At 51.6% G+C, this 25,634-nt stretch carries 21 protein-coding genes and 1 other annotated feature; of the genes, 13 read left to right on the top strand and 8 right to left on the bottom strand.

Annotated features, from left to right (window positions below; all coding sequences use genetic code 11):
• Positions 1–319: 319 nt before the first annotated feature.
• The 5 genes from ACETK5_RS28740 to ACETK5_RS28720 all read left to right on the top strand — a co-directional run bounded on the left by ACETK5_RS28740 (position 320) and on the right by ACETK5_RS28720 (position 7,888).
• Positions 320–1,414: a GntR family transcriptional regulator gene (locus tag ACETK5_RS28740; protein ID WP_100541138.1), complete on the top strand. Its 1,095-nt coding sequence runs from the start codon at positions 320–322 to the stop codon at positions 1,412–1,414.
• Between the two features lie 33 nt (positions 1,415–1,447).
• Positions 1,448–3,640, top strand: a complete 2,193-nt coding sequence (locus tag ACETK5_RS28735) for a GH92 family glycosyl hydrolase (RefSeq protein ID WP_394059324.1) — start codon at positions 1,448–1,450, stop codon at positions 3,638–3,640.
• A 238-nt stretch (positions 3,641–3,878) separates the two neighbouring features.
• On the top strand, positions 3,879–5,546 hold the full coding sequence (locus ACETK5_RS28730) for a spore germination protein (protein WP_394059322.1): 1,668 nt from the start codon (positions 3,879–3,881) through the stop codon (positions 5,544–5,546).
• A 30-nt stretch (positions 5,547–5,576) separates the two neighbouring features.
• A complete protein-coding gene (locus ACETK5_RS28725; protein WP_100541141.1) occupies positions 5,577–6,686 on the top strand; it encodes a spore germination protein in 1,110 nt (369 codons plus the stop codon).
• The gene (locus tag ACETK5_RS28720) at positions 6,683–7,888 is read left to right on the top strand and encodes a Ger(x)C family spore germination protein (RefSeq protein ID WP_100541142.1); all 1,206 of its coding nucleotides are present in this window, start codon (positions 6,683–6,685) and stop codon (positions 7,886–7,888) included. Before ACETK5_RS28725 ends, ACETK5_RS28720 begins: the two co-directional genes overlap by 4 nt.
• A gap of 43 nt (positions 7,889–7,931) precedes the next feature.
• Here ACETK5_RS28720 and ACETK5_RS28715 read toward each other — a convergent pair whose 3' ends face one another.
• The gene (locus ACETK5_RS28715; protein ID WP_394059320.1) at positions 7,932–9,347 is read right to left on the bottom strand and encodes a hypothetical protein; all 1,416 of its coding nucleotides are present in this window, start codon (positions 9,345–9,347) and stop codon (positions 7,932–7,934) included.
• Positions 9,348–9,542: 195 nt separating this feature from the next.
• Between ACETK5_RS28715 and ACETK5_RS28710 the strand changes: the two genes are divergently transcribed.
• From ACETK5_RS28710 to ACETK5_RS28690, 5 genes are all read left to right on the top strand, one after another.
• Positions 9,543–10,244, top strand: coding sequence for a response regulator transcription factor (locus ACETK5_RS28710; protein WP_100541144.1), 702 nt, complete (start codon positions 9,543–9,545; stop codon positions 10,242–10,244).
• A complete protein-coding gene (locus tag ACETK5_RS28705) occupies positions 10,241–11,251 on the top strand; it encodes a sensor histidine kinase (protein ID WP_394059317.1) in 1,011 nt (336 codons plus the stop codon). Before ACETK5_RS28710 ends, ACETK5_RS28705 begins: the two co-directional genes overlap by 4 nt.
• Before the next feature lie 464 nt (positions 11,252–11,715).
• Complete coding sequence (locus tag ACETK5_RS28700) at positions 11,716–12,486, top strand: ABC transporter ATP-binding protein (RefSeq protein WP_100541146.1); 771 nt, start codon at positions 11,716–11,718, stop codon at positions 12,484–12,486.
• On the top strand, positions 12,461–14,392 hold the full coding sequence (locus ACETK5_RS28695; protein WP_394059315.1) for an ABC transporter permease: 1,932 nt from the start codon (positions 12,461–12,463) through the stop codon (positions 14,390–14,392). The genes ACETK5_RS28700 and ACETK5_RS28695 overlap by 26 nt, the downstream gene beginning before the upstream one ends.
• A gap of 2 nt (positions 14,393–14,394) precedes the next feature.
• Entirely contained in the window at positions 14,395–15,483 is a 1,089-nt protein-coding gene (locus tag ACETK5_RS28690) for a DUF418 domain-containing protein (RefSeq protein ID WP_394059313.1), read from the top strand.
• Here the strand turns inward: ACETK5_RS28690 and ACETK5_RS28685 are convergent.
• From ACETK5_RS28685 to ACETK5_RS28670, 4 genes are all read right to left on the bottom strand, one after another.
• A complete protein-coding gene (locus tag ACETK5_RS28685) occupies positions 15,478–16,167 on the bottom strand; it encodes a hypothetical protein (RefSeq protein WP_394059311.1) in 690 nt (229 codons plus the stop codon). The genes ACETK5_RS28690 and ACETK5_RS28685 overlap by 6 nt on opposite strands.
• Before the next feature lie 244 nt (positions 16,168–16,411).
• Positions 16,412–17,218 carry a phosphotransferase family protein gene (locus ACETK5_RS28680; protein WP_394059310.1) on the bottom strand — a complete coding sequence of 269 codons (807 nt, stop codon included), beginning with the start codon at positions 17,216–17,218 and terminating at the stop codon, positions 16,412–16,414.
• A 22-nt stretch (positions 17,219–17,240) separates the two neighbouring features.
• Positions 17,241–17,696 (bottom strand): SgcJ/EcaC family oxidoreductase, encoded by a 456-nt coding sequence (locus tag ACETK5_RS28675; protein ID WP_100541361.1) that lies wholly within the window; start codon positions 17,694–17,696, stop codon positions 17,241–17,243.
• Positions 17,697–17,734: 38 nt separating this feature from the next.
• Entirely contained in the window at positions 17,735–17,863 is a 129-nt protein-coding gene (locus tag ACETK5_RS28670; RefSeq protein WP_279300490.1) for a hypothetical protein, read from the bottom strand.
• A 15-nt stretch (positions 17,864–17,878) separates the two neighbouring features.
• On the opposite strand from ACETK5_RS28670, the gene ACETK5_RS28665 reads away from it, so the two are divergent.
• Positions 17,879–18,757, top strand: coding sequence for a MerR family transcriptional regulator (locus tag ACETK5_RS28665; protein WP_394059307.1), 879 nt, complete (start codon positions 17,879–17,881; stop codon positions 18,755–18,757).
• Between the two features lie 179 nt (positions 18,758–18,936).
• On the top strand, positions 18,937–19,701 hold the full coding sequence (locus ACETK5_RS28660; RefSeq protein ID WP_326118605.1) for an SDR family oxidoreductase: 765 nt from the start codon (positions 18,937–18,939) through the stop codon (positions 19,699–19,701).
• A gap of 182 nt (positions 19,702–19,883) precedes the next feature.
• Here the strand turns inward: ACETK5_RS28660 and ACETK5_RS28655 are convergent, their stop codons facing one another.
• Together ACETK5_RS28655 and ACETK5_RS28650 are read right to left on the bottom strand one after the other, a co-directional pair.
• Complete coding sequence (locus ACETK5_RS28655; RefSeq protein WP_394059305.1) at positions 19,884–21,464, bottom strand: sigma-70 family RNA polymerase sigma factor; 1,581 nt, start codon at positions 21,462–21,464, stop codon at positions 19,884–19,886.
• A 66-nt stretch (positions 21,465–21,530) separates the two neighbouring features.
• Entirely contained in the window at positions 21,531–22,505 is a 975-nt protein-coding gene (locus ACETK5_RS28650; protein ID WP_100541153.1) for a hypothetical protein, read from the bottom strand.
• A 124-nt stretch (positions 22,506–22,629) separates the two neighbouring features.
• Positions 22,630–22,905, top strand: a binding site (T-box leader).
• A 51-nt stretch (positions 22,906–22,956) separates the two neighbouring features.
• On the opposite strand from ACETK5_RS28650, the gene trpS reads away from it, so the two are divergent.
• Positions 22,957–23,940 (top strand): tryptophan--tRNA ligase, encoded by a 984-nt coding sequence (gene trpS, locus ACETK5_RS28645; protein ID WP_100541154.1) that lies wholly within the window; start codon positions 22,957–22,959, stop codon positions 23,938–23,940.
• 209 nt (positions 23,941–24,149) lie between these two features.
• On the opposite strand, the gene ACETK5_RS28640 is transcribed toward trpS, so the two are convergent.
• Positions 24,150–25,631, bottom strand: a complete 1,482-nt coding sequence (locus tag ACETK5_RS28640; protein WP_100541155.1) for a cellulase family glycosylhydrolase — start codon at positions 25,629–25,631, stop codon at positions 24,150–24,152.
• Between the last annotated feature and the right edge of the window lie 3 nt (positions 25,632–25,634).

Genomic DNA, 25,634 nt, shown 5'->3' with positions numbered 1-25,634 from the left:
AGTCAATTTATCACTCAAGTGATGAACTGTCAAATCAACATCCGTAGGAATATTTGTTATACCAATAGATAGCTATATCCTTTTATTATATATATCATTTTCAATCACTTCAATCTATTGGTGCCAGGAGTGTCTAATCTTGAAATATAACCGTGGAAACGATACTATGAGCATAGAATCTTTGAACTAGATACACCACGAGCAGTGTATTCCTTTTGTATATTCAAACATAACAACTGTAACTTTTTATCAAAAGTAGCATTAGACTTTGACATAAACGCCACAAAATGATATATCAAATTCAGAGAGGAAATCCGCTATGGAACAAATTCCACTATATCAACATATCGTAAATGCTCTAACGGCCAAGATTGAATCCGGGGAACTCCAAGCCGGAGATCAGCTTCCGACCGAAGCTGAGATTTCGAAAGAGTACAACGTCAGCCGAATTACCTCGAAGAGGGCGCTGACCGAGCTGGAGAATGCCAAGCTGATCTACCGGATCCAAGGCAAGGGAAGCTTCGTGAGCACAGACAAGGCACCTCACAGGCCCCTGGGCAAGACCAGTAAGGAGATCCTGCTGATTCTGCCGTTCGCCCATAACCCGGGACTTGGAGATTATGAAAAAGGCATCAACCAATTTCTCGCAACAACCGACTATACCTTGAATATTCAGTCCAATACGATTGTCGGACAGCGGAAGCTGCTGGAGTCCGCGCTTCACAGCACCAATTCGGGGCTGATTCTCTACCCGATCAGCAGCATCTCCGATCTTGGCATTCTGTACCAGTATCACCTGGCAAAGTACCCGCTGGTGACGATGGATAAATGCATTGAAGGCATTCCATTCCAGTCGGTTGTCTCCGACAACTTCGGCGGCGGATACCAGGCCTCCAAACATCTGATCGAGAATAATCATAAGAAAATCGCCTTTATCTCCTCTTTGAAGGTAGAGAACTCTTCCTCGATCCGAGAGCGGTATTTCGGTTATTTGAAGGCTCTATATGATTACAGCCTGATCGATTACAGCGTCAATGACTTGACCGACCGGTACTTAACCCATGACAACGACAACGGCAGAGAATACTATATTCAGTTTATTCAATCCGTTGTGACACAGGGAATTACGGGTATTGTTGCCGAGAATGACCTGATTGCGATCGAGATCATTCAGATTGCCAAAGAACTGGGCCTGTCGGTACCGGATGATTTCTCTATAGTAGGCTTTGACAACATTCATCTCGCGGGCTTCGTTGAACCCAAGCTGACCACCATATCCCAGGACTTCGAACAGATGGGATATCAGGCTGCGCGAAGCCTCATCACCCTGATCGAGAATCCCCTGGATCATCCTCATGAGAATACCGTGGTTCCCGTTCGTCTCATTGAACGTCAGACCGTGAAGAAGCTGTAACACCTATTTTTATGAACCAAAGGAGACTCTAACATGCTGAACTATATCGATACAAGGCAAGGAACCAACAACCAATACACCTATTCCAACGGGAATGCGCTCCCTTATACGGGTGTACCTTTCGGTATGAACCACTTTGTTGTCCAGACCAAAAACGAAGGAAGCTGGTTCTTCAACCCCAATGACCGCGTCTTCCAAGGCATTCGCCTGACACACCAGCCAAGTCCATGGATGGGCGACTTCGCCCACTTCCTGATGACTCCGATTGCGGACGACAAAATCAGAGGGTCCGTCTTCACCTGTCAAAGCTCCTACCGTCCCGAGGAAGCGATATTCAAGCCCCACTATCTCAAAGTGAAGCAGCAGCGTTATAACATCACCACAGAGCTGGCTCCCAGCACCTATGGTGCGGCACTGCGCATCAAATACAATTCCGGGCAGCAGGCAGGCTTCGTGCTGAACGTTCATAACAAAAGCGAGTTCCGCTTGGATGCAGCCCAGCGCAGACTAACCGGCTTTGTCAGCAACTTCGCAGATTGTCACGATAAAGAATTCCGTATGTACGTGGCCATGAGCTTCAGCAAGGACATGGATCTCTCCACGACAGGTTATTACGACGCCGAAGGCCAGTTCTTCCCTGAGGTTGCCTTTGGCAATGTGGACCAGCATGTCGTCATTCGCTTCAATGACTGCGAAAGGGGCACGCTGGATGTTAAGCTGGCGACCTCCTTCATCAGCCTGGAGCAAGCGGAGCTTAACCTTGCACGCGAACGGAACACATCCCTGGATGAGCAGAAGGAATTGGCGGCACAAGCCTGGAATCATTACCTGAACAAAATCCGGGTCACTCACTCGAACGAAGAATATATGCGCACCTTCTATACTTGCCTTTACCGCATGTTCCTGTTCCCGCAGAAGTTCTATGAGCTTGATGCCAACATGGAGCCGGTTCATTACGATACAACCGCCCGATCCGTCAAAAAAGGCGTTCTCTATACCAATAACGGCTTCTGGGATACTTACAAAACCGTATATCCGCTCTATTCCATCATCGCGCCGAAGGAATATGAGGAAATGCTGGAAGGCTTCCTGAATTCCTACCGCGAGACCGGCTTCCTGCCGAAATGGCTGTCCCCGGATGAGCGCGGACTGATGCCGGGCACGCTTATTGACGCCGTCATTGCGGATGCAGCGGCTAAGGGATTGGCCCAGCATCTGCTGCCGGAACTATTGGAGGCCATGCTGACCGCAGCCACTACGCAGAGCGGGCAGAATTGCTATGGACGTCAAGGAACGCTGGACTACATCAAGTACGGTTACGTTCCGAGCAGCTATCACGAGAGCGTGAACCACACGCTGGATTACGCATACAGCGACTACTGCATCAGCCGCGTGGCCGACGTATTGGGCCGGTCGGATGTAGCCGAACAGTACAGACAAAGCGCGCTCAACTACAAGAATATTTTCGATGCGGAAACCGGGTTCATGCGAGCAAAAGATCAGAACGGCCAGTTCCGTCCGGATTTCAATGATACGAGCTGGGGTCTCGATTATGCCGAAGGAAGCGCCTGGCAGACCAGCTTTGCGGTATTCCAGGATTTCCAGGGCTTGATCGAAGCGCACGGTTCGAAGGAACGCTTTTTCGACAAAATCACCCAACTGTGCAATAAAGCACCGGACTTCGACGTGCGGGGCTATGGCTTTGAAATTCATGAGATGAGTGAGATGGCTGCCATTGATTATGGCCAGCTGGCGATTTCCAACCAGCCGAGCTTCCATATTCCTTATCTGTTCAACTATGTAGGGCAGCCCGCATCGTCCCAGGTTGTCCTCAAACAGCTGATGTCGAACCTGTTCAACAGCGGCTTTGACGGCTTCCCGGGCGACGAGGATAACGGCAGCATGTCCGGATGGTATGTGTTCAGTTCCATGGGCTTCTATCCGGTATGTCCGGGCAGCAATGAATATGTTCTCGGCATCCCGCTATTCGACAGCGTGAGCATTGAGCTGCCAAGCGGCAAACAGATGTTGATTCATACCGACAACAACAATCCACAGTCCAATTTCGTGGCAAACGTTCAATTGGAAGGACAGGATTACACCAAACTGTACATTACGCATGAGGATATTCTGGCAGGCAAGTCCCTTGAATTCCGCCTTGGACTGGCTCCAAGCTACCGTCATTACAGTGCGGAGGAACTGCCGTTCTCGATATCGAAAAAGTAAGAACTACAGCTTAACTTGCATAATAAGAACAAGGGGCATCCCATCAGGTCAACGGCCTGGAGATGCTCTTTTTTGTGCATCCAGCTGTTTAGTCATTCTTTCATAATCGGGGGAGTCGGTCCCGTGGGTCCCCTTCTCTAATAATGAAAAAACAGGAATTTTCAAGATCACCTCGGGTAACAATACACATGATTCACATTATGATCCTATTGCTAAGAAATTGCGGGGTGATTTTCCGTTGTGGTCCGTCATTGTATCTCATATTCCGAAGTGGACGCTATGGGTTCAAGCCTTTCTACTCGTGCTGGTACCCATCCTCTTTCTGGTGTTGACCCATTGGTTTCGGAAATCTATTAATTCGAGTTACTCCCTCGAGCCGAGCGAGCCTTCTCCCCCCAAGAGGGAGGATAGTGTCTCGCCGCAAGTTCTTATTACAGGACTTTACGATACGGATTTAATGTCCGTCCGTAAAGCCATCGGTAACAATGCAGACGTGGAAATCAGGGAATTTACGATCCGGGGCACGGGAACGCGTGCAGCTATCGTTTTTGTTGACGGATTGATGGACAACGATCTTATGGACACCCATCTCATAAGACCCCTCATGTTGGGGGGAATTCCGGAAGCGGAGCAGGATAACTTCAATCATTCAAGTGACTCGATTAAAGCCTATATCAGCAGCCAGATGCTTCCTGTAAGTGAGATAAAGCATATCAGTGGACTATTGGAACTTGTACAAGCTGTTCTTGCGGGCACAACCGGTTTGTTGGTAGATGGAATGCAAGGAGCCTTTCTGGTTGGTTCAGCCAAGGGGAAGAGTCGAAGTCTGGAGGAGCCTCTATCCGAAGCCCTTCTTCGTGGTCCCCGTATCGGGTTTACCGAAAGACTGTCAGACAATACAGGCATGCTTAGGCTTCACGGAAAGAACGAAAGTCTTCAGCTCACCCGTTTCGAGGTAGGAAACCGGGTAAAAAAGGATCTGGTCATCGCCTATATGAAAGATATCGCCGACCCGAAGCTGATCGATGAGGTCGTGACGCGAATTCAGAAGATCGAAATTGATGATCCTCTGGAGTCGGGATACATCGAGCAACTGATTGAGGAAAATGTCATGAGTCCTTTTCAGCAAGTACAGAACACGGAAAGACCTGACAGGGTAATCGGGGCTTTACTGGAAGGGCGGGTAGCTATCCTTCTCGACGGAACGCCGTTTGCCTTAATTGTGCCGGTCACGTTCAGTATGCTGCTGCAATCACCGGAGGACTATTACGAGAGATGGATCTCGGGGTCTTTTGTCCGCTTGCTGCGCTTTCTATCCGCGCTGTTGGCACTTCTTGCTCCGGCACTGTACATTTCGTTTATTTCGTTTCATCCCGGTCTAATTCCGACCAAGCTAGCGTTAACAATTATTGAAACTAGGCAAGGTGTGCCTTTTCCTTCACTTATCGAAGCGCTCATCATGGAGATTGCCATTGAAATATTACGGGAGGCCGGTATCAGATTGCCCAAACCAATCGGACCTGCCATGGGTATCGTAGGTGGTCTGATTATTGGCGATGCTGCTGTAAATGCCGGAATTGTCAGTCCGTTTCTCGTGATTGTCGTGGCCGTAACCGCGATCTCCTCCTTCACCATCCCGGTCTACAGTGCCGGCATTACACTGCGCGTTCTCCGATTTACCGCGATGTTCTTTGCGGCAGTGCTTGGACTGTTTGGAGTCGTTATGTTCTTCCTTCTTCTCTGCAGTCACTTGGTCAGATTGAAGAGCTTTGGCGTGCCTTACGCAAGCCCCATGGTGCCTTACGGCATCAGTGACTTGAAGGACTTCTTCATTCGGTTCCCGCTGAAAGTGATGAAGAAACGACCCCAAATGTTAAAGCCGAACGACCCTGACCGCAGAAATTAATCATCCTAAGCACGAAATGAGGCTAAGACCATGAGCAGCATTACTAACAGCACCCATGATCAGATCACCACATCTCAAGCGGCCGTCATGATCATTAACTACATGCTGGGTGCCGGTATCCTGACGCTACCAAGAACGACGGTCGAGGCTGTCAAAACGCCGGACGTGTGGATCTCAATCCTCATCTCCGGTTTGATCATCCTATTGGCAGGGTGGATCGTCGTGGCGTTATGCCGAAGATTTCAGGGAAAAACGTGGTTTCAGTTTGTGCCTGAGATCACCGGGAAATGGCTGGCTTTTGTTTTAGGTCTGGTGTTTATTGGTTATTTCATCACCATTGCCGCTTTTGAGATCCGGATTATGGCGGAGGTAACGGGGTTATACCTGCTGGAAGGCACACCCGTTTGGGCCATCGTGATGACCTTTATGTGGATCGGTCTGTATTTGACCACCGGGGGGATCAACAGCATCGCCAGAATCTGTGAGATCATTCTGCCGATTACGCTGGTTTTTTTCCTCATAGCGATCCTATTGAGCAGCACTATTTTTGACATCAAAAATTTAAGGCCGGTACTCGGCTCAGGGTTTATGCCCGTGATTCGGGGGTTAAAGCCATCTTTGCTATCTTTTACGGGTTACGAGATCATGTTCGTTGCCATGGCGTTTATGAAATCTCCCAAAAAAGGTGCAAAAGCCATGCTCGTTGGCATTACGGTTCCCCTGGCCATCTATTTAATCACCGTCATTATGGTGATTGGCGGGCTGTCCATAAACGGAGTTGAGACAAGAACATGGCCGACACTGGACTTAATGCGGAGTTTTGAAATCCAGGGACTGATATTCGAGCGCTTTGAGTCCTTGCTGCTTGTCATCTGGATCATGCAAATATTCTCGACCTTTGCGGTAACGCATTACGCAGCCTCGCTAGGATGGTCTCAGCTGCTGAAGACGAATATACGACCTTTTTTCTTTATTCTGCTTCCTGTCATCTTCCTCATCTCGATGATTCCGAAGGACGTTTCGGAAACATTCAAGATGGGAGATACCGTAGGCAACATGTCGATCTATTTATTCGGCGGACTGCCGCTCATACTATTACTGATCAGCATCGCCCGCAAGAAAGGTGTGAAGCCGAAATGAACAGATATGCACGATATGTGACGGCAGTAACGGCCAGCGTCCTGCTGCTGCTGACAACCGGCTGCTGGAGCAGCAACGAGATCGAGGATGTCAGCGTCTATGTAGGTTTGGGACTCGATGCAGCGAACGAATCCAAATTCGAACGGGATATCAACAAACAAGGGGCATCCTACCCCAAAAGGAAAGTGCTGACGGCAACGGTTCAGATTGTACCCCCGATTACGGGTAAGAACGAGAAGCAAGGCGGCTCCGGCTCGTCCTCGCCAAGCAAGGCCTATCTGAATGAACAATTAACGGGAGATTCCCTCATTCAGATCTTCCGCCAATTTTCACTGCGAAGAGACCGTCCGCTTATCGGCCATCATCTCAAGGTCATCGTGGTTTCGAGCGAATTAGCCAGAAAGTACAGCCTGGAACAAGTATTTGACTTTATTCTCCGCGATAACGATATACGCCCTAGCTGCCTAGTAGTAGTAAGCCACCGAAGCGCGTTTGAAGCTTTAAGCTCCACTGAACCCGGGGAAATCCCTGCCTTCTATTTAACGGGACTCGTGGATAACCGGTATCGCTCCAACAAGATCCTCCCCCCCGTGTCACTGATCAAACTCGACAGCAACATGCAATCAGGGGCGAGCTTTCTATTACAGAATGTCGTGACGGCCCAAAACGAGCATAAATTTTCGGGGGCGGCCATTTTTAAAGGGAAGACCAAAAAATGGATCGGGGAACTAAGCCAATATGATCTTGAAGGCTTATCCTGGATAAAGGAGGACGTGATGGGTGGGGCGCTGAAGACGTACGCGCATAAGACGGGGCATACCGTAACCTATGAGCCCAAGAATTCCCATAGCACCATCATTCCTAAGGTTCGGGGAGATGAAATTTCATTTCATATCAAGATCCATTCAGAAGGCAGATTAATCGAGGATTGGAGCTTTCCGGAAATCCCCTCATCCGGGCAATACATCAAAGAAATGGAGCGGCAGTTTGAAGATGAGGCCCGTAAACAGATCGAACAAGTCCTGAATAAAATGCAGCATGTCTATCATGTTGACGTAGGGGGCTTTGGAGAGGAGCTCCGGATCAAACATCCACAATTATGGAAGAAACTAAAATCGGACTGGGATGAAACCTTTAGCCATGTCCCGATTACGTATGAGGTCAGCATGAACATCACGGATTTCGGTTCCTCAACAGATTAAACGAGCGCTGACAACATAGTCAGCGCTCTTATTTTTGCTTAATTTACACCAGAAACATCGCAACAACCGTGGTAACGGCAAGGCCCAACAGCACCGGCTTCAGATTCCGCCTTGCCAGCTCGAACGGGCTGACCCCGCATATGGCTGCAGCCGGGATCAATGCCCATGGGATGAGCGTGCCGCCGCCTACCCAGATGGCGGCAACCTGGCCAAGCGCCGTCAGGGTAGCCGCCCCTGAACCGATGGCCGTTGCAAACAACTGCGCGATCGAGCCGGCAAGCGATATACCCGAGAAGCCCGAACCGTCAAGACCCGTTATAGCGCCGGTGATCGTCAATGTCACCGCACCCACCGCCCCGTTAAGCGGCACCGCATTCGCAAGGGCAACCCCCAGGTCGTTCACGATCCCATGGGATGCTTCCGGAAGCACGCTGCCGAACAAATCGGTGAACGCTGCATCCCCCAGATAGAAGAAAGCCGCAATGGGAATGACGGGACCGAATACCTTAAAACCAAACATAAGGCCCTCGATCAAGTACGAAGTGACCTTCTCCAATCCGCGGTTGCGATGAGCGACCAGCGTAATGACGCTGAGGATCAGGACGGCTGTTCCGCCTACCAGGGCCGTGGCGTCACCGCCTTGCAGCTTCAGGATGAACATAGCCGCCACGTCTGCCGCAAACAGGAGCAGGATCGCGATGGCCAGCCATTTTTTCATGCCGGGAGAAATGGGGGCCGCGGTATCATCCTCATCGGTACGCGTGGTCAGCGCTTCTCCCGTTCTTTTGATGGTGACCAATCCATCCCTCCAGCTGCCGTTTTGCTGATCTCTTTTCATCATCCAAAATGCCGCCACGGTTGTCACCAGTCCCATCACGATCACGAGCGGCACACTTGCGGCCATGACGCTGGATACAGGCAATCCGGCGGCATCGGCAGTCAATTTAGGCGCACCCTGGATAATATAATCGCCCGATAGCGCGATGCCGTGCCCGAACAGATTCATCGCCACGGCCGCTCCCAGGGCAGGCAACCCCACCCGGATGGCAACAGGGAGCAGGACCGCCCCGATCAACGCCACCGCCGGTGACGGCCAGAAGAAAAAGGATGTAACCATCATGATGATGCCGATGCCCCAGTATGCCATCGCGGGAGTACGGAGAAAACGAGTTAACGGGGCTACCATCGTCTCGTTGATCCCCGTCTTGATCAAGACCCGGCTCATCGCCACGATAATGGAAATGATCATGATTGTGCCCATCAGCTCTTTGGTCGCGTAGATGAATGAATGAAAGACACCGGAGACCGAGCCGCTCAGCGTTTCCGTTGCCAGAAGGCCAAGCGCGAATATTCCGGTAATGCAAATCAGCGTCGTATCGCGCCGCCGGATCAACAGCGTCATGATCAAGACGATAAACGCCAGGTACACCCAGTGAATCGCAGTTAAATGAATTCCCATATGAAGCCACGCCCTTTCCCAGGCAGCAGGTTTTATGTGACTACATCTTATGCATGGGCCTGGGCAAAGGTTAATTCAGATCGACCAAGTGGTTGCCTCCTATTCGGAATCTGGGACCACTGGATTTCCAACGTCATCTCCAATTCGGTATAGTAAGTACATGATGTAGTTTAGGAGTTAAAAGGAGCTGAAACCGTGTATACCATCCTGATTGTGGAAGACGATGAACGAATCGCGGATAAATTAAGATCGGCTATTTCCAAATATGATTTCAACGTACGGATTACCGAAGACTTCAGCCGTGTGATGGACATTTTTACGGATACGAAGCCGGACCTGGTTCTGCTGGACGTCAATCTGCCGAAATTCGACGGGTATTATTGGTGTAGGCAAATCCGTACCCAATCGCACTGCCCGATCATCTTCATCTCGGCACGCGACAGCGGCATGGATCAGATCATGGCGCTGGAAAACGGGGCGGATGATTATATTACAAAGCCGTTTGACATGGAGCTTGTTCTGGCCAAAATCCGCAGCCACCTGCGCCGTGCAGTCGGTGCCTATGCCTCCGGTCAGGAGGATGAGCAAACCGTCGAAAGCGCCGGTCTCATCATCTATCCAGAGCGATTCGTTGTAACTTATGGAGACGAGTCAGCCGAGCTTACCCAGAAGGAAGCAGCCCTGCTGACGATGCTAATGGAAAAAGACGGCCGTGTGGTCAGCCGCGAGCGGCTGCTGGACCTGATGTGGGAAGATCAGCACTTCATTGATGACAATACGTTAAATGTTTATATTACAAGGGTTCGCCGCAAGCTTCGTGAGCTTGGCGCCGGAGATCTTATCGAAACCGTCCGGGGAGCAGGCTACCGGTTCATGACAGGCAGGGAGCCCTTATGAAACTTTTCTTGCGGGAGCATCTCCCGCTCATGCTGTTTTTTACCGTTCAAATGCTGCTTGTCCCCCTGCTGTACTGGCTTACCGGTGAAGGCAGACCCTTTACTGTCGTGCTATACGGGGTGCTGTTAAGCAGTGTCGTGCTGCTTCTCTATCTTGCATACCGGTATCTTTCCCATCGCACGATGTATCAAGAGCTTTCTTCCGAGGAGCTCTCGAAGAAGGAATTCTCTAACCCTCCCCTGGGTGAAGCGCCGCTGCCGGAAGCGATTCACGAGCGGATCGGCCATTATGAGCGCTTATACCGCGAGCAGCTGCATCGGCATCAAAGCGGAACCGACCAGCACCTGGCCTTCGTCAACCGCTGGGTACATCAGATGAAGACCCCGCTGTCGGTGATTCAGCTAACACTCGATGAAGTCGAAGAGGCACCCGCCGAACATATACGGGAAGAGCTTGAACGCATTCGCAAAGGCCTCGAAATGGTGCTGTATACCGCACGCCTGGACCGGTTCGAGCAGGATTTCAAGGTAGAAGCCGTCGGACTCCGTGCCGCGGTAAGCGAATCCGTCGTGGAGAACCGCAAGCTGTTCATTCGTAAAAGCATTACGCCGGTGTTCCAAATCGATGATCAAATCACCGTCTATACGGATGCCAAATGGTTCCGGTTTATGCTGGGCCAGATTCTGACGAATGCCGTGAACTACTCGGGCAGCCCCGGCAAGAAGATTCAATTAACCGCAGAAGCAGCGGGGAAGAACATCAAACTTCATATACGTGATGAGGGTATCGGCATTGCGCCGGAGGACATCAACCGGGTGTTCCATCCTTACTTCACCGGAGAGCGTGGTCGGCAATATCATGAATCCACCGGCATGGGCCTGTATCTTGTTCGTGAAATTGCCCATAAGCTTAATCACCCCGCTCAACTGGAATCCACGCTTGGTGAGGGAACCACCGTCACCTTGACGCTGCGGAAAGCAGTAAATCAAGACACATCTCCAACTTAGGTGTGTCTTCATTTCATTTCGCGATATCCCCAGCATACGAACAGAATATGCGAACATAACCTTATGGCAGATGTAAGCTCCGGTTCACCTAAATCCATAGCACGGTCAAGTCAGTATACGATAAAGTTAGGTTACACTAAGATGTTGTTCAAAAAGTCGTCTTTTGATCACGAAGGGAGTCAAGAAGTAACTCGGCATCGAATCTTGAATTCAGCCGGGCCTAAGCAGATGCTTCCGAAGTATGTTTCCTGCGGAAACATTTCAGGTGCTCACGTACCCAAAACAAGCAGATGCTTCCGATGTCGTTTTCTGCGAAAACGTGTAGCTCCGCTCCTCACTCCCTAGCTTCATCCAACCTAAAGTGTTTTGAAAAAACGCACTTCGGAAGCATACGCTTCGGTGCTGAAAATCCGACTTTTTGAACTCGCACACTAAAGAGGTATACAGAAAGGGGCTTCGGGGTTATGGATATTCTTGAAGTAAAAGCATTAAACAAAGTATATGCGGGCAAAGTGGCGACACAAGCTCTTACCGATATTCATCTCACCATTCAAGAGGGTGAATTCGTCGGCATCATGGGCCCTTCCGGCAGCGGTAAAACCACCCTGCTGAACATGGTATCCACCATCGATCGTCCAAGCTCGGGCGAGGTCAAGATCGGGGGCAAAAATCCTTATACCATGAAAAAAAGCGAGCTTGCCCACTTCCGCCGGAGACAGCTCGGCTTTGTGTTTCAAGATTTCAATCTGCTCGATACGTTAACGGTTGCCGAGAATATCGTGCTTCCGCTTACGCTGGACCGCCGTCCACTCAAGGACATGGAGTCAATGCTGCAGCAAACCGCTTCCCGTCTTGGCATCCGCGAAATTTTGAATAAACGCGTGTACGAGATTTCGGGAGGTCAACGACAGCGCACCGCGATTGCCAGGGCGATCATCGGCGCGCCTCTGTTACTGCTTGCGGATGAGCCTACAGGAGCACTCGATTCCAACTCCTCACGGATCGTGATGGAGTCGTTAGCCGAGATCAATGAGCGGGATCGCACCACATTGATGCTGGTTACGCATGATCCTCTGGCCGCAAGCTATTGCAACCGCATCGTCTTTATTAAAGACGGCAAGCTGGCCGCCGAAATTCACCGCGGAGAGAACCGGCAGGCCTTTTTCCAAAAAATCATCGATACGCTATCGTTCTGGGGAGGGAATACAAGTGAGCTTTCCTCAATTCGCGTTTAACAACGTCCGGCGTAACGCGCGTCAATATTTCGCTTACCTGCTTAGCAGCTCGTTCATGGTCATGATCTTCTTTACGTATGCGGTATTCATCTATCATCCGGCCATCGAGAATTCGCCTATGGGTACTATGACGCGTACGGGAATGACCATTGCCACCGTGATCGTCTATGTGTTTGCGTTCTTATTCGTGCTGTATTCGATCAGCGTCTTCCTGAAGTCGCGGAACCGCGAATTCGGCATTCTTACGATCCTTGGAGCGGAAGCCAAACAGATTAATTGGCTGATCTTCCTGGAGAACGTTCTGATTGGCGCCATTGCCATCGTAACGGGCATCGCCAGCGGAATGCTTCTATCCAAGGTATTCCTGCTCATCAGCACCAAAGTGATCGATATGGACGAGCTGCCGTTCTATTGGCCGTTCAAAGCCATGCTGCTGACAGCCGGTGCTTTCACTGCGCTGTTTCTCGTCATCTCGCTCTTCACCTTGTTGTTTATCCGGAAGAATCAAGTCCTGGAGCTTCTCAAAGGCACCAGCAAACCGAAAACCGAACCGAAAGCCAATCTATTCCTGGCCATCTTGGGCGTGGTGCTGCTTACCATCGGCTTTACCGTCCTTCGCGTCAAAGAGTTAGACCCTGTGGGACTGATGATCGCTGCGGTTACGGGAATCATGGGCACGTATTTCTTCTACTCCCAGCTATCCGTGTGGGTTGTCCGCATGCTGCAGCGAAACCGCGCGACAACCTGGAAAGGGACGAACCTGCTGTGGATTTCCGAAATGAGTTACAAGATCAAGGATAATGCCCGCATGCTGTTTTTGGTCACGGTTGTCGTAGCGCTCGCTTCCATGAGCACCGGCTTCGTGCTGGCCATGCAGCAATCAATCAAATCGGTATATCTGGATAATCCGTATGCGCTTAACTACAGCTACTATAGCAATGCCGACGAGACGAAGGCGCAGGAAGAATTGGCCCGGATCGAAAATCGTCTGCAGGCAGAAGGGCTCAGTTATAAACGGGCGGGCGTCGAGACCATCTACTATCGCTTGTCTGCGAACGGGGAGGGCTCCTTACACATCATGCCGCAATCCTATTACGATCATCTGGCCGCCATCACGAATGCCAAGCCGGTTGGGTCACTCGGCGAGAATGAAGCCTTATTGGCGGAAACCCCGAATGCAGCGAAGAAGAGTAAAGGAACGCTAACGGAGACGGAGATCGAATTATCCGGTCAGTCCTACTCTTTCAGCTTGGAGAACCGTACAGACCGGATTGCGGCTGTGGTATACAGCGGCAGGCTGCTGGTCGTGACGGATACCATGTTTGAAGAGCTACGGGGCGGGCCCAAAGCAGATGAAATCAGTGTGACTCATACGTATCCGTTTATTCTTCCCGATTCCCAAGGACTCCCCCAGAAGGATGATCCTGAAACCAAGCTCGGCCTTGAGCTGTCGGAGTGGAACAGAAGTGTACTCAGTGAAGGTTATATAGAATCCAGGGCGGAGAACTATTACACCAATAAACAAGGATTTTCGTTATTCAGCTTTATCGGGGTGTTTGTCGCCTTGATCTTCTCGATCTCAACCGCAAGCTTCCTGTATTTCAAGCTGCATACGGAGCTTTCGGCCGACCAGGCGATGTACCGCTCCCTGTCCAAGATCGGACTGAGCACACGGGAGATGAACATCTCCGCAACCGTTCAGATTGCCGTGCTGTTCTTTATTCCCATCCTTGTTGCAGCCTTGCAGTCCTTGGTCGTGCTCGACCCAATTCTCGGATACCTGGATGTTCCGAATGTAAACGGACCTGTATTGGCAGCCTCATCGGCATTCCTGGCCGCCCAAATGGTTTATTTCCTGATCGCCAGAGCCCGTTATATTAAATCCGTGAACAGGATGATGGTGTGATCATGCATGAAGGACAACACGGGACCGCAGCTCAGCATCGGCCTGCCATTGGAAAGGGACGATTACATTTTTTAGACCAGTTCAGGGGGTTTGCCCTGCTTGGTCTGCCGTTTGTTAACGTATTGGCGCTCTGGCTCATCGCCACGCCGGAAACCGCAGCGGATTTTTGGCTGCAGCGAGGGCTTAACTTTTTCGTGGAAGCCCGATTCTACACCATCTTCACGTTCCTGTTCGGACTCGGGTTCTATATGTTCCTATCCCGAAGCGCTGCGACGGATGGACGGCCAAGACTTCGGCTGTATATTCGCCGGTTAGTCGTTCTGGTTCTGATCGGCGTCATACATCAGTTATATCAATCGGGTGAGGCCTTGTTTTATTATGCGATTGTTGGTCTGCTGGCGATCCCGTTTTATTGGGCACCGCGGAAAGTTAATCTTGGTATCGGATTGGCCGGGTTTACGGTTGCGGCCGTCATGGGATTCAAGCTGCTTACCATCCCGTTTCTGATCCTGTTAGGGCTGGCCGCAGGCCAATATCGATTACTCGATGCGATCCACAATGGATTTAGATTACGCTCGTTGCGCATGATTTGGGTACTGTCTTTGCTAGGAACGATCATCGTCATCGCCACGATGTGGCGGGTGGCACCTTCCGAGCCTATGCCTTCCTTTTTATTCGAGGTAGAGGGCGTGCCGCCGTCACCAGCCATGGAAGCGGCCTTTACTCTGGCACATATCGGGGTGGCGACAGGCCCTCTCGTATCTGTATTTTATCTAAGCTCGCTCTTAATGCTTGAGCGTACCCGCCTAGGTGCAAAGATGCTGTATCCGTTGCAGGCATATGGGCGGACGGCGCTCACCAACTACATTGGGCAGACCGTCTTTCTGGTAGGTATTCAGCGCTTGATCCTAAACACCTCGCCCACCACGTATGTCGTATCCACGCTCGTTTCCTTAGGGATTGTGGTCTTCCAGATCATAGCCAGCAATCTGTGGATGCGTTGGTACCAATACGGACCTCTCGAATGGATATGGCGATGCGGTACCTATTGGACCATCGTGCCAATTCGCAAAAAAACAGGAGTCCTATAGGGCCCCTGTTTTTTGGGTTTGTTGTTGCCGAGTGACCATATAAACTCCCAATATCAGCGTCCATATAAAAACAGGACCCGAGGTGACCGGGTAGATGATAACACTGAGTTTTGGAAGCAGCAGTGCTACAGGTATTCCAAGCGCTCCCCACACCCCTGCTCCTATGCCTACCCATGCCATAAACGGTTTCATACTACCTTCAGAGAGCAGCGACATGCCAAGCAGGCTAATTCCGATCCAGGCCAGCATCATGGCAAAATCTCCGGCCATAATACCGAAAGCAAATAACCCGACACCCAAGGCGGACGTTCCTGGATCTTGAACCGAGTCCCACTCCTTGGCCAGCACCGGGAGAACGGTTAATTCCATCGCGAGTATGAGCACCCATATCGTCATCGCCGCAATGAACAAGCGGGCAGCCATCACCGCAGCCGGGCGTCTACCGGCCACAGTCTCCCCTAAAGACAGTCCTCCAAGCCATAATAATATAGCTGTCAGCATCAGGCTGTGATCCCATTGCCAATAGGTCAGCATGTCCGGAATCATAGAAATGACATGATGACCCGTCCACGGATCGGTAGCTGGAGGGTGCATAAGCGTAGCTATAACAAACAGCGCGCCGCCCAATAAAATGCTGATGCCTGCATAACGGCTAACTTGCGTATTTTCCTTCCATTTGCTCATGAGGGATTCCCGCCTCCTGCTTCGTCGTCTATCTATCCTTATACTTCCCGTTCGGTATTGAAACTAGAAGCTTGAGATATTCCGGCAACATTGGTGAAAGGTGACCCTGCATAGCGCTCTTCTTATCCCTCCTGTTCCCTCCCGCTATTTCATCCTCCGCTCCAGGCGCCTGATCTCCTGTTCGATTACAGTCCTGTCTGCGGACAGCCCAGGAAGTACAATATCTTATGAGTCCTGATCTCTATTAAGCATAAACACGCAGCCGATCATCAATGAGACCCAGCAGCCATGCTCTTTCTCCAGGGACATCCTCTCTCAGCCTGGCTGCCGCTACCGGCAGCATCCAGCGGTCGATCTCCTCCATCTTTGCATGAGATAATCGACGATATTCATTCAGGTATATTTTATTCCACAGGATTCGGGCCATCCGAAGCGGAATCGCCATAAGGCTCGACTGTTCGAGCGGATGAAAAGGAGATTGAAACATCAGGGATGTCCTGGCGACGTCGCATAGAGGGTCACCAATCGTGGCGTTATTCCAATCGATCGCCCGGTATCCGCTCTCCGCCACGATCACATTGTCCGGGTGGAAGTCGCCATGACAGATGGAGTCCCCCTCAGGAAAAGAGTCCAGTACCTTGCATATGGCCTGCGCCTTTCCCTGCAGGATGCCGCTTGCATCAAGAATTGCATGTTCCAGCCTTTCCTTTTGCGGCGGCAGCAAGGTTGTCGTGCAGCCATGCATCGCATGTTGGAGCCGTGCCATCTCACGGGCGCACTTCGTGAGCTTGCGCGGTGACGATTGAACCTGATGCAGCATCGACGGTCCTGTCACCCGTTCATACACCAGTCCCGTTCGTCCCTCGATATCCACCATGTCAAAGACGGCAGGGGTAGGCACGCCCGCTTCCGCAACGATGCGGCCCATCTCCGCCTCATAGGTCACCCATTCCGGGGGGTACCCTTCATAATACAGCTTTAGAGCCTGAGACTCTCCCCATTCATACACCTCTGCGCTCCTGCCTCTTCCAATCTCTATACCCTTCTTCAAAGCATTTCCTCCGCTTCCTACGTCAGCTGGATTTTGATTTCGAACGCATCATCAACCGCTGAATCCAGCCTGGCCTCTGAATCCGGCAGTTATGAAATGCGGATATCTTCCATTCCCCGTTCACCTTGATCAGCACGTTGGTATTAATGGAAAAGCGGCCGGTGGGCGGCTTCTTATGAAATCTGAGCTGCACCGCTCCCGTAGCCTGGGCTATCGCAAGCTCCGGGGTCAGGAAACGCAGTTGGGTCGGGGTTGGTCCCGCAACCAGCTTGGAGTCTCGCAGCACCCCATCCCACAGCTTCTGATGAACCTCATCGATCTCTTTGCGGCCCTTCAAGTGTTGTCCGCTAAACGTGACGTAATCCGCATCATCCGTAAAACATTCCGCATAAGCCCGGCCATTCCCTTCTCCCCACGCCTTGGACAGCGAATCGAATAACGTTTGGATCGCCTGGCGATCCTCGTACGTTCCGTTCATCAGCCTCATCCCCATTCCTTTCTTGCTCTTAAGCGGGATCACGAATCTTCTTTGAACACATTGTACGATAATCCGACCGAATTGAATTCCCGCCACGGGATGAAAACCGGCTCGGTCTTGGGACCGAGTTGTTCCTTCAGATCCGGCGAGTTGCGTTCTTTACGCAAGCAGGAGCGCGAGATATGATATCGTTATCGACGAGAGACCGAATCGTAAAGGAGGTTGCAACCGGCATGATGAAGATCAGCGCTTTTGCCAAGGTCAGCGGCATTTCCATCAAAACATTGCGATATTATGATGAGCTGGGCCTATTGAAGCCGGCCCATGTTGATGAACAAAGCGGATACCGTTACTATTCCGAGGAGCAGCTTCTGATCGTTAAGCGGATTGCCGCCTACAAGGAACAGGGGTTTACCTTGGAACAGCTCAAGCCTTTTTTTGAAGAGGATATAGGAACCGATGTCGTCAAGAACAAACTTGCGGATAAAATGACGGAGCTTCAGCATGCGATGCGGAGCCTCCAGCTGCAGTTGGATGAAGTGAACAGCAGGATGACGCGCTTGGAACGATCCGAAGCAGGGAATCCGGGTGGCCCCACTATCCGGGAAGTCCCATTCCAGCGTGCCGCTTTCATTCGTGACCAAGTCCCCCGTAGCCAGCTATGTCTCTTGCTGGATGAGATTACGAAATATGCTGCCTCTTATGGAGAAGAGGAAGCCAGGCAGCTAACCATTCTTTGGCATGACCACGGCAGCGGGAATGCCGACATCGCCGATATTGAGGTCGCAGTCCCCATAACCAGGGACATCCCTGCTAATGGGCGCGTTCGTGTGGACTTTCTGCCGCAGCTGATATCTGCCGCATCTCTTGTACATCGTTGTGATCCATGCATCCATAGCTGCCCCGTTATACCCGAGCTCAAGGCGTGGATTTCGTCCCAAGGCCTCGTTCAATCGGACCGGGAGCCGATCCGCGAGATCTATCTCACCTCGGATAAAGATATCTATGGTAAGCAGCGCCCTGCGGAATTGCTTATCCCCCTACAAGGTAACGCGGAGTAACCCTTCCTTGCCGTGAGGGCTACCGAAACGAAACTCGACCCGGCCTCCATCCGTGCTTGCAGCAGCAGTAATCCGAGATCTTTTTTTGTTATTGAATAAAACTCTTCCCGCCCTCTTGACTCTCCCCTTAACAGGAGAGTGTACAGTAGCGTTAAATCGAACAAGAGGAGTGGGGTTTCATGAAACGATTAGAAGACAAAATCGCATTGGTTACAGGCGGAAGCCGAGGAATCGGCAAAGGAATCGCCCTTCGGTTAGCGGAAGATGGGGCTCTTGTCGTTGTGCATTACGGAACCCGCCGGGATGCTGCGGATCAGGTTGTCCAGACCATACAAGATCAGGGTGGGCGAGCTATCGCCCTAGGCGCCAAACTGGAATCGGTAGACGGAGCAAAAGGACTCATTCATTCTCTGGAGGAGGAACTTGTTCGCGTAACGGGGGACAACCGTTTCGATATTCTGGTGAATAACGCAGGCATCGGAACCTCCAACACCTTTGAAGAGACGACCGAGGAAAGCTTCGATGAGCTGCTTGCCGTCAATGTAAAAGCACCGTTCTTCCTGGTCCAACAGGCGCTGCCGCTCCTTCGTGACGGCGGACGCATCGTCAACATCTCCTCCGGTGTTACGCGTATCGCCTATCCGCATATTATGGCTTACAACATCACCAAGGGTGCCATCAATACGTTCACCTTGCATCTCGCCAAGCTGCTTGGTCCACGCGGGATCACGGTGAATGCGGTTCTTCCAGGCATCGTGGATACGGATGTGAATGCTTCATGGCTGCATACGCCGGAAGGGCAGCAGCATGCCGCGGAGATGTCCGCGCTTGGCCGAATCGGTCAGCCGTCGGATATTGCGGATGTCGTAGCGTTTCTGTCATCGAGCGACGGGCGCTGGGTGACGGGCCAAATGGTTGACGCAACCGGCGGCTCTCATCTGTAACTATAAGAAAAACGCCAATCGACGTACTCTCAAAGAAGACAGACCGCGTTTGGCGGTAGTTTTTCTTGCGATATCAGGCAGCAGATCCTCCGAAGTTTATACTTTCTGATATCTTAAAAAGAGGCGATCCTTGCCTGGCATCAACGCCAAGCAAGGATCGCCCTTTTTCTTGTTTCAGTTGTTTAATCGGTTTCGGCCATCCGCACAACCGACTTCCGCTCCGGGTTCCAGCGCCATAACGGATCCTTCCCCCTCACCTGCAAGCCTCCTACCCATTTATCGATGGTTCCGGTGCAGGCATAGTCGGCCTTCCCGGCTAGCACCTCATGCCCCAAACTCGTCACTTGCAGCACCCGATCTTGGAAATGGGGTACAGCCAGCTTAAAGTCGGGAAACGGTGCTGTACCATCGATAACCAGCAAAGAATCCGGCCCCTCCGTCATCTTCGCCAGGTAATACCAGAACTCCAGATCTCCCATTCCGAGTGTATGGAGCTTATCACCTACCTTTCGGAATAACTCATAAGGCTTATGGATTCCGCCCGCTACAGCCTCTAACGTCGTCTGCTCGATGATCCCGAGTCCATTGCTCACAGAGGGCAGCCGTGCCAGATGAGCCTCGAATGCATCGCTTGCAAAAGACAGTGCCGAGGAATCAACCTCCAGCATGCGCTGATGTTTCTCCGGCAGTTCCGAGGTATAGGCCTCCCACAACACGCTGCCCAGCATAAGCTCTTCTTCTCCAATCGCGTGCCATGTGCCCGATAACGTCTCGAGTTGCTCCGTGCTAAGCTGCCCCAGCCCGCGAAAAAGCTCGATGCCCGGGTATGCGCCAATGCACAGCAGGCTAAGCCTCGTATTTCCGAGTGGCCGATCCTTAAACCAATGCAGCAAATAAGACAGCATCGTCTGGTCAAACAGATCATGCTCAAACCAGAGCACGACTTCATCATATTTTTTAAAATCCTGAAGCTTCCTCTCCTGCGACTCGCAGGTCTTTACATATTCCTTCTGCGGAATTCCCAGCGTTTGCTCCAGATACTGAGCTCTTGCGCTCCGATGATCCGGCTCGTCCATCTTCGTGAAGACCGGACCAAACGAATAAAGCTCCCTCCACACCAGGATATCTCCTTGAACGTTCCCTTGCTTCAGCTTATCCCCTACTGAATCCCCGTTAACGATATGCAGCATACGCCTGCCTCCCTCATACAGATCGGTGAACACCGATACAAAGTCGGCTACATGAAGCGTGTTCTTCAGCTTCCGCCGGGCATCAAAAAGTCTCTTCTTCAAAGCCGTCAAGGATATATCCAAATATTGCGAGATCTCCCGCAGGCTGTAGCCTTGAAAATAATAGAGCTGGACCGCAATCCGCATGCCGGGTGGCAAATCCGCGATCGTGGCATGCAGCTGACCGATCATTTCTCTCTTTTCCACGACCGACTCTAAGCTTCGCTGATCTCCAGCCGGCAGCTCAACCTCATGCAGCGGTAACGTCTGAAATTGCTTGCGGCGCAAGTCCCTGTAACACTGCCGCTCCACGATCACTTTGAACCATCCGGGAAAACGCCGGGAATCCTGCAGCTTATGCAGATTCGCAAAGGCCTCCGTAAAGGCCTCCTGCACGGCATCTTCCGCTAAATGGGGATCACGCAATTTATCGTAGGCCACAGCCAGCGCCATGCCGGTAAAATGCCGGACCAAGCTTTCCTGGGCCTCCGCACTGCCCCGCCGGGCTTCCTCAATCCACTGGAACACGTTCACTTAAACCTCCCTTCCCGGTGTCTCTAACACTTAAGTGCCGATTCGTATAAAAAAGGTTACCTCTCTTCAGGAAATGACCGTCTGCACCGGATGGATGATATAACGAAAATTCTCCATGGCCTTCGCCGGCGCCTCCGAAACACGGTTCCAATGATGATAGAAACTATATGGGAATTTAAAGAGATGGCCGAAGTCCCAGTCGATTACAGCCCCGTCGATACCTGATGCCCAGTACTCCGGCTGATCTGGCAAATAAGACGATCTTGCAGCCTCCACGAGAGGCAGCCGATCCACGGGCGATACGATTCGAATCGGCTCTTCTGGGTCCAGCTGGCGGCTGGCACGGAGCACCTTCGCGATTTTGAGTACACCCGGCATGCCTCTGCGAAAATAAGCATGGTGGCCAAGATCATACAATATGTTTAAGGCATGGGAGTAGGTCAGCATATGCCCCATCAAATCATGATGGGCTTCCGCTCGGTAGATTACCGAATAAGTGGCCAGTTCATTCAAAATAAAGGCCGACAGCTGATCGCCGTCCGTTATTTCAGGCATCCCGTCATGTTCATCCAGGGTCAACCGTTTAACCTCGGCTGCAGAATATCCGATCCAGGACCTTCCCGGAATTGTCTTCGCGAAAGAGGAGACCAATTCCGCAATATCGGCTGCTTCATGGCGGAGACCACCTCCAAGCTCGTGGAGTGCAGCCAGACTTATTGCGGCATAGATCACATTGTGCCCGACCCAGTGCAAACCATCGATCGTACCGTCAAGGGCTGCAAGAATCCGTGATTCGGCGCTGTCTACGCTCAGGCTTTCCTCTGGCACCGTTCCCGGCTGCAAATACTTGCCGATCATCCTCCGATTCTCCGCTGCCACAGCCTCTTCAACCTTCCCGGACAAATGGTTTTCTTTTATAAAAAAATAACCCGCGATCGCTGCCGCTCCGTAATGGGCCTGCCAAATATCTCCCGTTTGCCGTCTACTCTGCGACAGTATGGATAATCCGTCAACGAGAATCGCCGTATTCTTATCTCTCATCACGAGTCCTCCCCACACCCCTCTTGACATTCACTTAACACCTATGTAATGATACTCTTCAACTCATCTTGTTCTCTCTTCAGATTCGAAAAGAGCTGCGCAGATGAATTTAAGAACAACATACCACACGGCGATGAGAAGAAATAGTAGCTTATCTCTCGGGGTCCAAGCGAACCGGCGAATGGTGCGAGGCCCGGTACTCCGGAATAAGTGAATGGATCTTCTCGCTTCAACCCGAACCTCCGAGCTGTGCCGGAGCAGTAGGCCTTGACGGCTCTCCACCGTTACTTTGGGAGATATGGCAGGAATCATGGTGCATTTCACCATTTCCACGTCATGCTAAAGAGCGACCGTACAGTCGAATTCGGGTGGTACCGCGAAGTTACACTTCGTCCCATAGAGGGATGAGGTGTTTTTGTGTTGTTCGCAAACTATCAGGGAGGTGTTTTTTATGCAACGATTATTGTCAGGCATCAAGCCGAGCGGGGATTTGAATATTGGCGGATATGGAGGTGCCCTCCGTCAATATGTGAAGCTGCAGCATGAGTATGAATCCTATTTCTTCGTGCCGGATCTGCATGCGATCACGGTCTATCAGGATCCCATGGAGCTGCACCAGCGCACGCGGGACATTGCCGCGCTGTACATTGCGTCGGGCATTGACCCCGATAAAGCGACGATCTTTCTGCAATCGCAGGTCCCCGCACATGTAGAGCTCGGGTGGTTGCTGGAGACGCAGGCGCATTTTGGTGAATTAAAGCGCATGACCCAATTCAAGGAGAAATCGGACGGAAAAGATGCCGTGAGCTCCGCGTTGTTTACGTATCCGGTCCTGATGGCTGCCGATGTGCTGCTCTACCAGGCAACGCATGTGCCTGTCGGTGACGACCAGAAGCAGCATCTTGAATTGACACGCGATCTGGCCGAGCGCTTCAATAACCGGTATGGCCGCACGTTTACGGTGCCTGAGCCGATCATCCAGGATATTGGCTCCCGCGTCATGGGGCTTGACGATCCGTCCAAGAAGATGAGCAAAAGCAACCCGAATAAGAACAGCTGCGTCCACATGATGGATACGCCGGAGGATATCCGCAAGAAGTTCTCCAGGGCCGTTACCGACTCCGATGGCCAGGTCCGGCATGACTGGGAGCAGAAGCCGGCGGTCAGCAATCTGATCGAGATTTATTCCGTATTCTCCGAGGAAGCCATCTCCGTCATCGAGAAACGGTATGAAGGCCAAGGATACGGTGCGTTCAAGAAGGAATTAGCCGAAGTGGTCATCGAGAAACTTCAACCGATCCAGGAGAGGTTCCATCAAATCGTGAATTCCTCCGAGCTTGATCGCATTTTGATGGACGGAGCGAAGCGGGCTTCCGAAACCGCAGTCCCGACACTGCTCGCCGCCAAGAAAGCGATGGGATTGGTCATGTTCTGAAAGAACCGAGAGGGCGTCCCCTTGATTACTGTTCCTTATCGGGAATCAGAACAAGGGACGCCCTGCCTATTTTTGTCGGCTGGCCTTGTTATGTTGCACACAAGCGTCTACACCGCTTTAGTCTGTCCTGCCTCGCTATACCCCATGGTTCTTCTGATTCCCGACTTATTTATTGAGATGCCTGCCATGTCGCTGTCGCCCCCTTGACATCATCTCCCTATCGTAACCGTAATCTTATTCCCTTGATCAGGAATGGTGATCGCCAAGAGGCCGCTCTTCGAATCCGGGAAAGGGCGCAGCTCGATTTGATAGGCGTCCGTACCGGCAACCGCCACGTCGCTTCTGGATATCGACTCCAAATGGGGGTGGTAAATCAATGTCTCTCCAACGGACGAAACGAAATCTATACTTAAGCTGCCGTTTTCATGATCATAACGGTATGCTGAGAGCACGCCGGCTGTCGCTTGCGGATACGCGCGATTCAACGCCTTGGCATATGGGGCTTCCTTGAAGCCGTCACACCAGCACCAGTATGTATTGCTCCAAAGATACCGCTCGAATATCGCAATGATCTGCCTGGAAAGCTGAAAGGTTGCCGGATGATTGGAGAATGCTCCCCATTCCCCGACCAGGACCGGGACGTTCAACCGTTCCTGCACCTTGCGATGGGTAGCAAAAATCAGCTGGACGCGATCCTGATTGTAAATGTCATAATGCTCCGTATCGACCACCAGATCATAGCCGTGCGGTGCGAACACCTGATGGTGTAAGGTTTGACCGGCTGGATCCTGCACAAGCTGCAAGCCGGACTCGATCCCCATGTTCGAAAAATAGCTCGTTTCCAGCATCAAAAATCCGTCCGGGGAAACGGAGCGAATGGCTGCCGCCGTCTTGCTGAAAAAGGGCGCGAGAACCTCCCTTTCGAAGATTTGCGATACTTCTCTGGCGCTGTCGACGAGTATGCGGTACGTATCCATCTCCGCCATCCCGGCAAGAACCTCCAGCCTCTTTTCCTCGTCAAACCAGAGTCCGGCAAGCTGCTCCATGTTCGGGTCGGCTATTCGCATCACATGCCCCGCATATGCGGCAATGATGGTGCCGAGCACCTCCTGTCCGCTTGTTCCGGGGTACGGCTCGTTCATCATGTCATAACCGATAATATTCGGACAATCAGCCATAAACTGTGCGGCATGCTTCCACATCGCTGCATAGTGATCCTGCAGGCCGATCCCGTCGGAAGCGGACGTATTCCGCCAGAAGTGATCCAGAGCGCGGTTCACAGCCGGACTTTCCAGGTAGGCGTCACTCCAAATATGTCCGGTAACATGAGGAAGATCATCGGAGAGGGTCGCCCACGCTGGTGCCCCGTCGCCGTAGTGCACGCTGTACAAATCCTGATGCATATCCAGAAAAACATAGAGATCATTCTGCTCAGCCCATACAACCTGCTGCTTGATTCTGCTCAGATACGCATCGTCGTAGACCCCAGGCTCCGGCTCGACGCCATCCCATATTAAACCTAGACGGATAACGTTAAAGCCTTGTTCGCGAAACCAGGCGAACAGAGCTGCATCACAGGGCTCAACATATCCTTTTGCCTTGTCCTTGCATACGAGATTGATGCCGTTCAGGATCACTTGAGCGCCGTCTTCATTTAAGAATCGTTGTCCGTCGACCACTAATTTTTTCATGTC

This window comes from Paenibacillus ilasis (assembly GCF_043195395.1).
Taxonomy (GTDB): Bacteria; Bacillota; Bacilli; order Paenibacillales; family Paenibacillaceae; genus Paenibacillus_AQ; species Paenibacillus_AQ lautus.
Note: the sequence above shows the minus strand (reverse complement) of the source record. Positions and strands in the feature narration are given on the sequence as shown.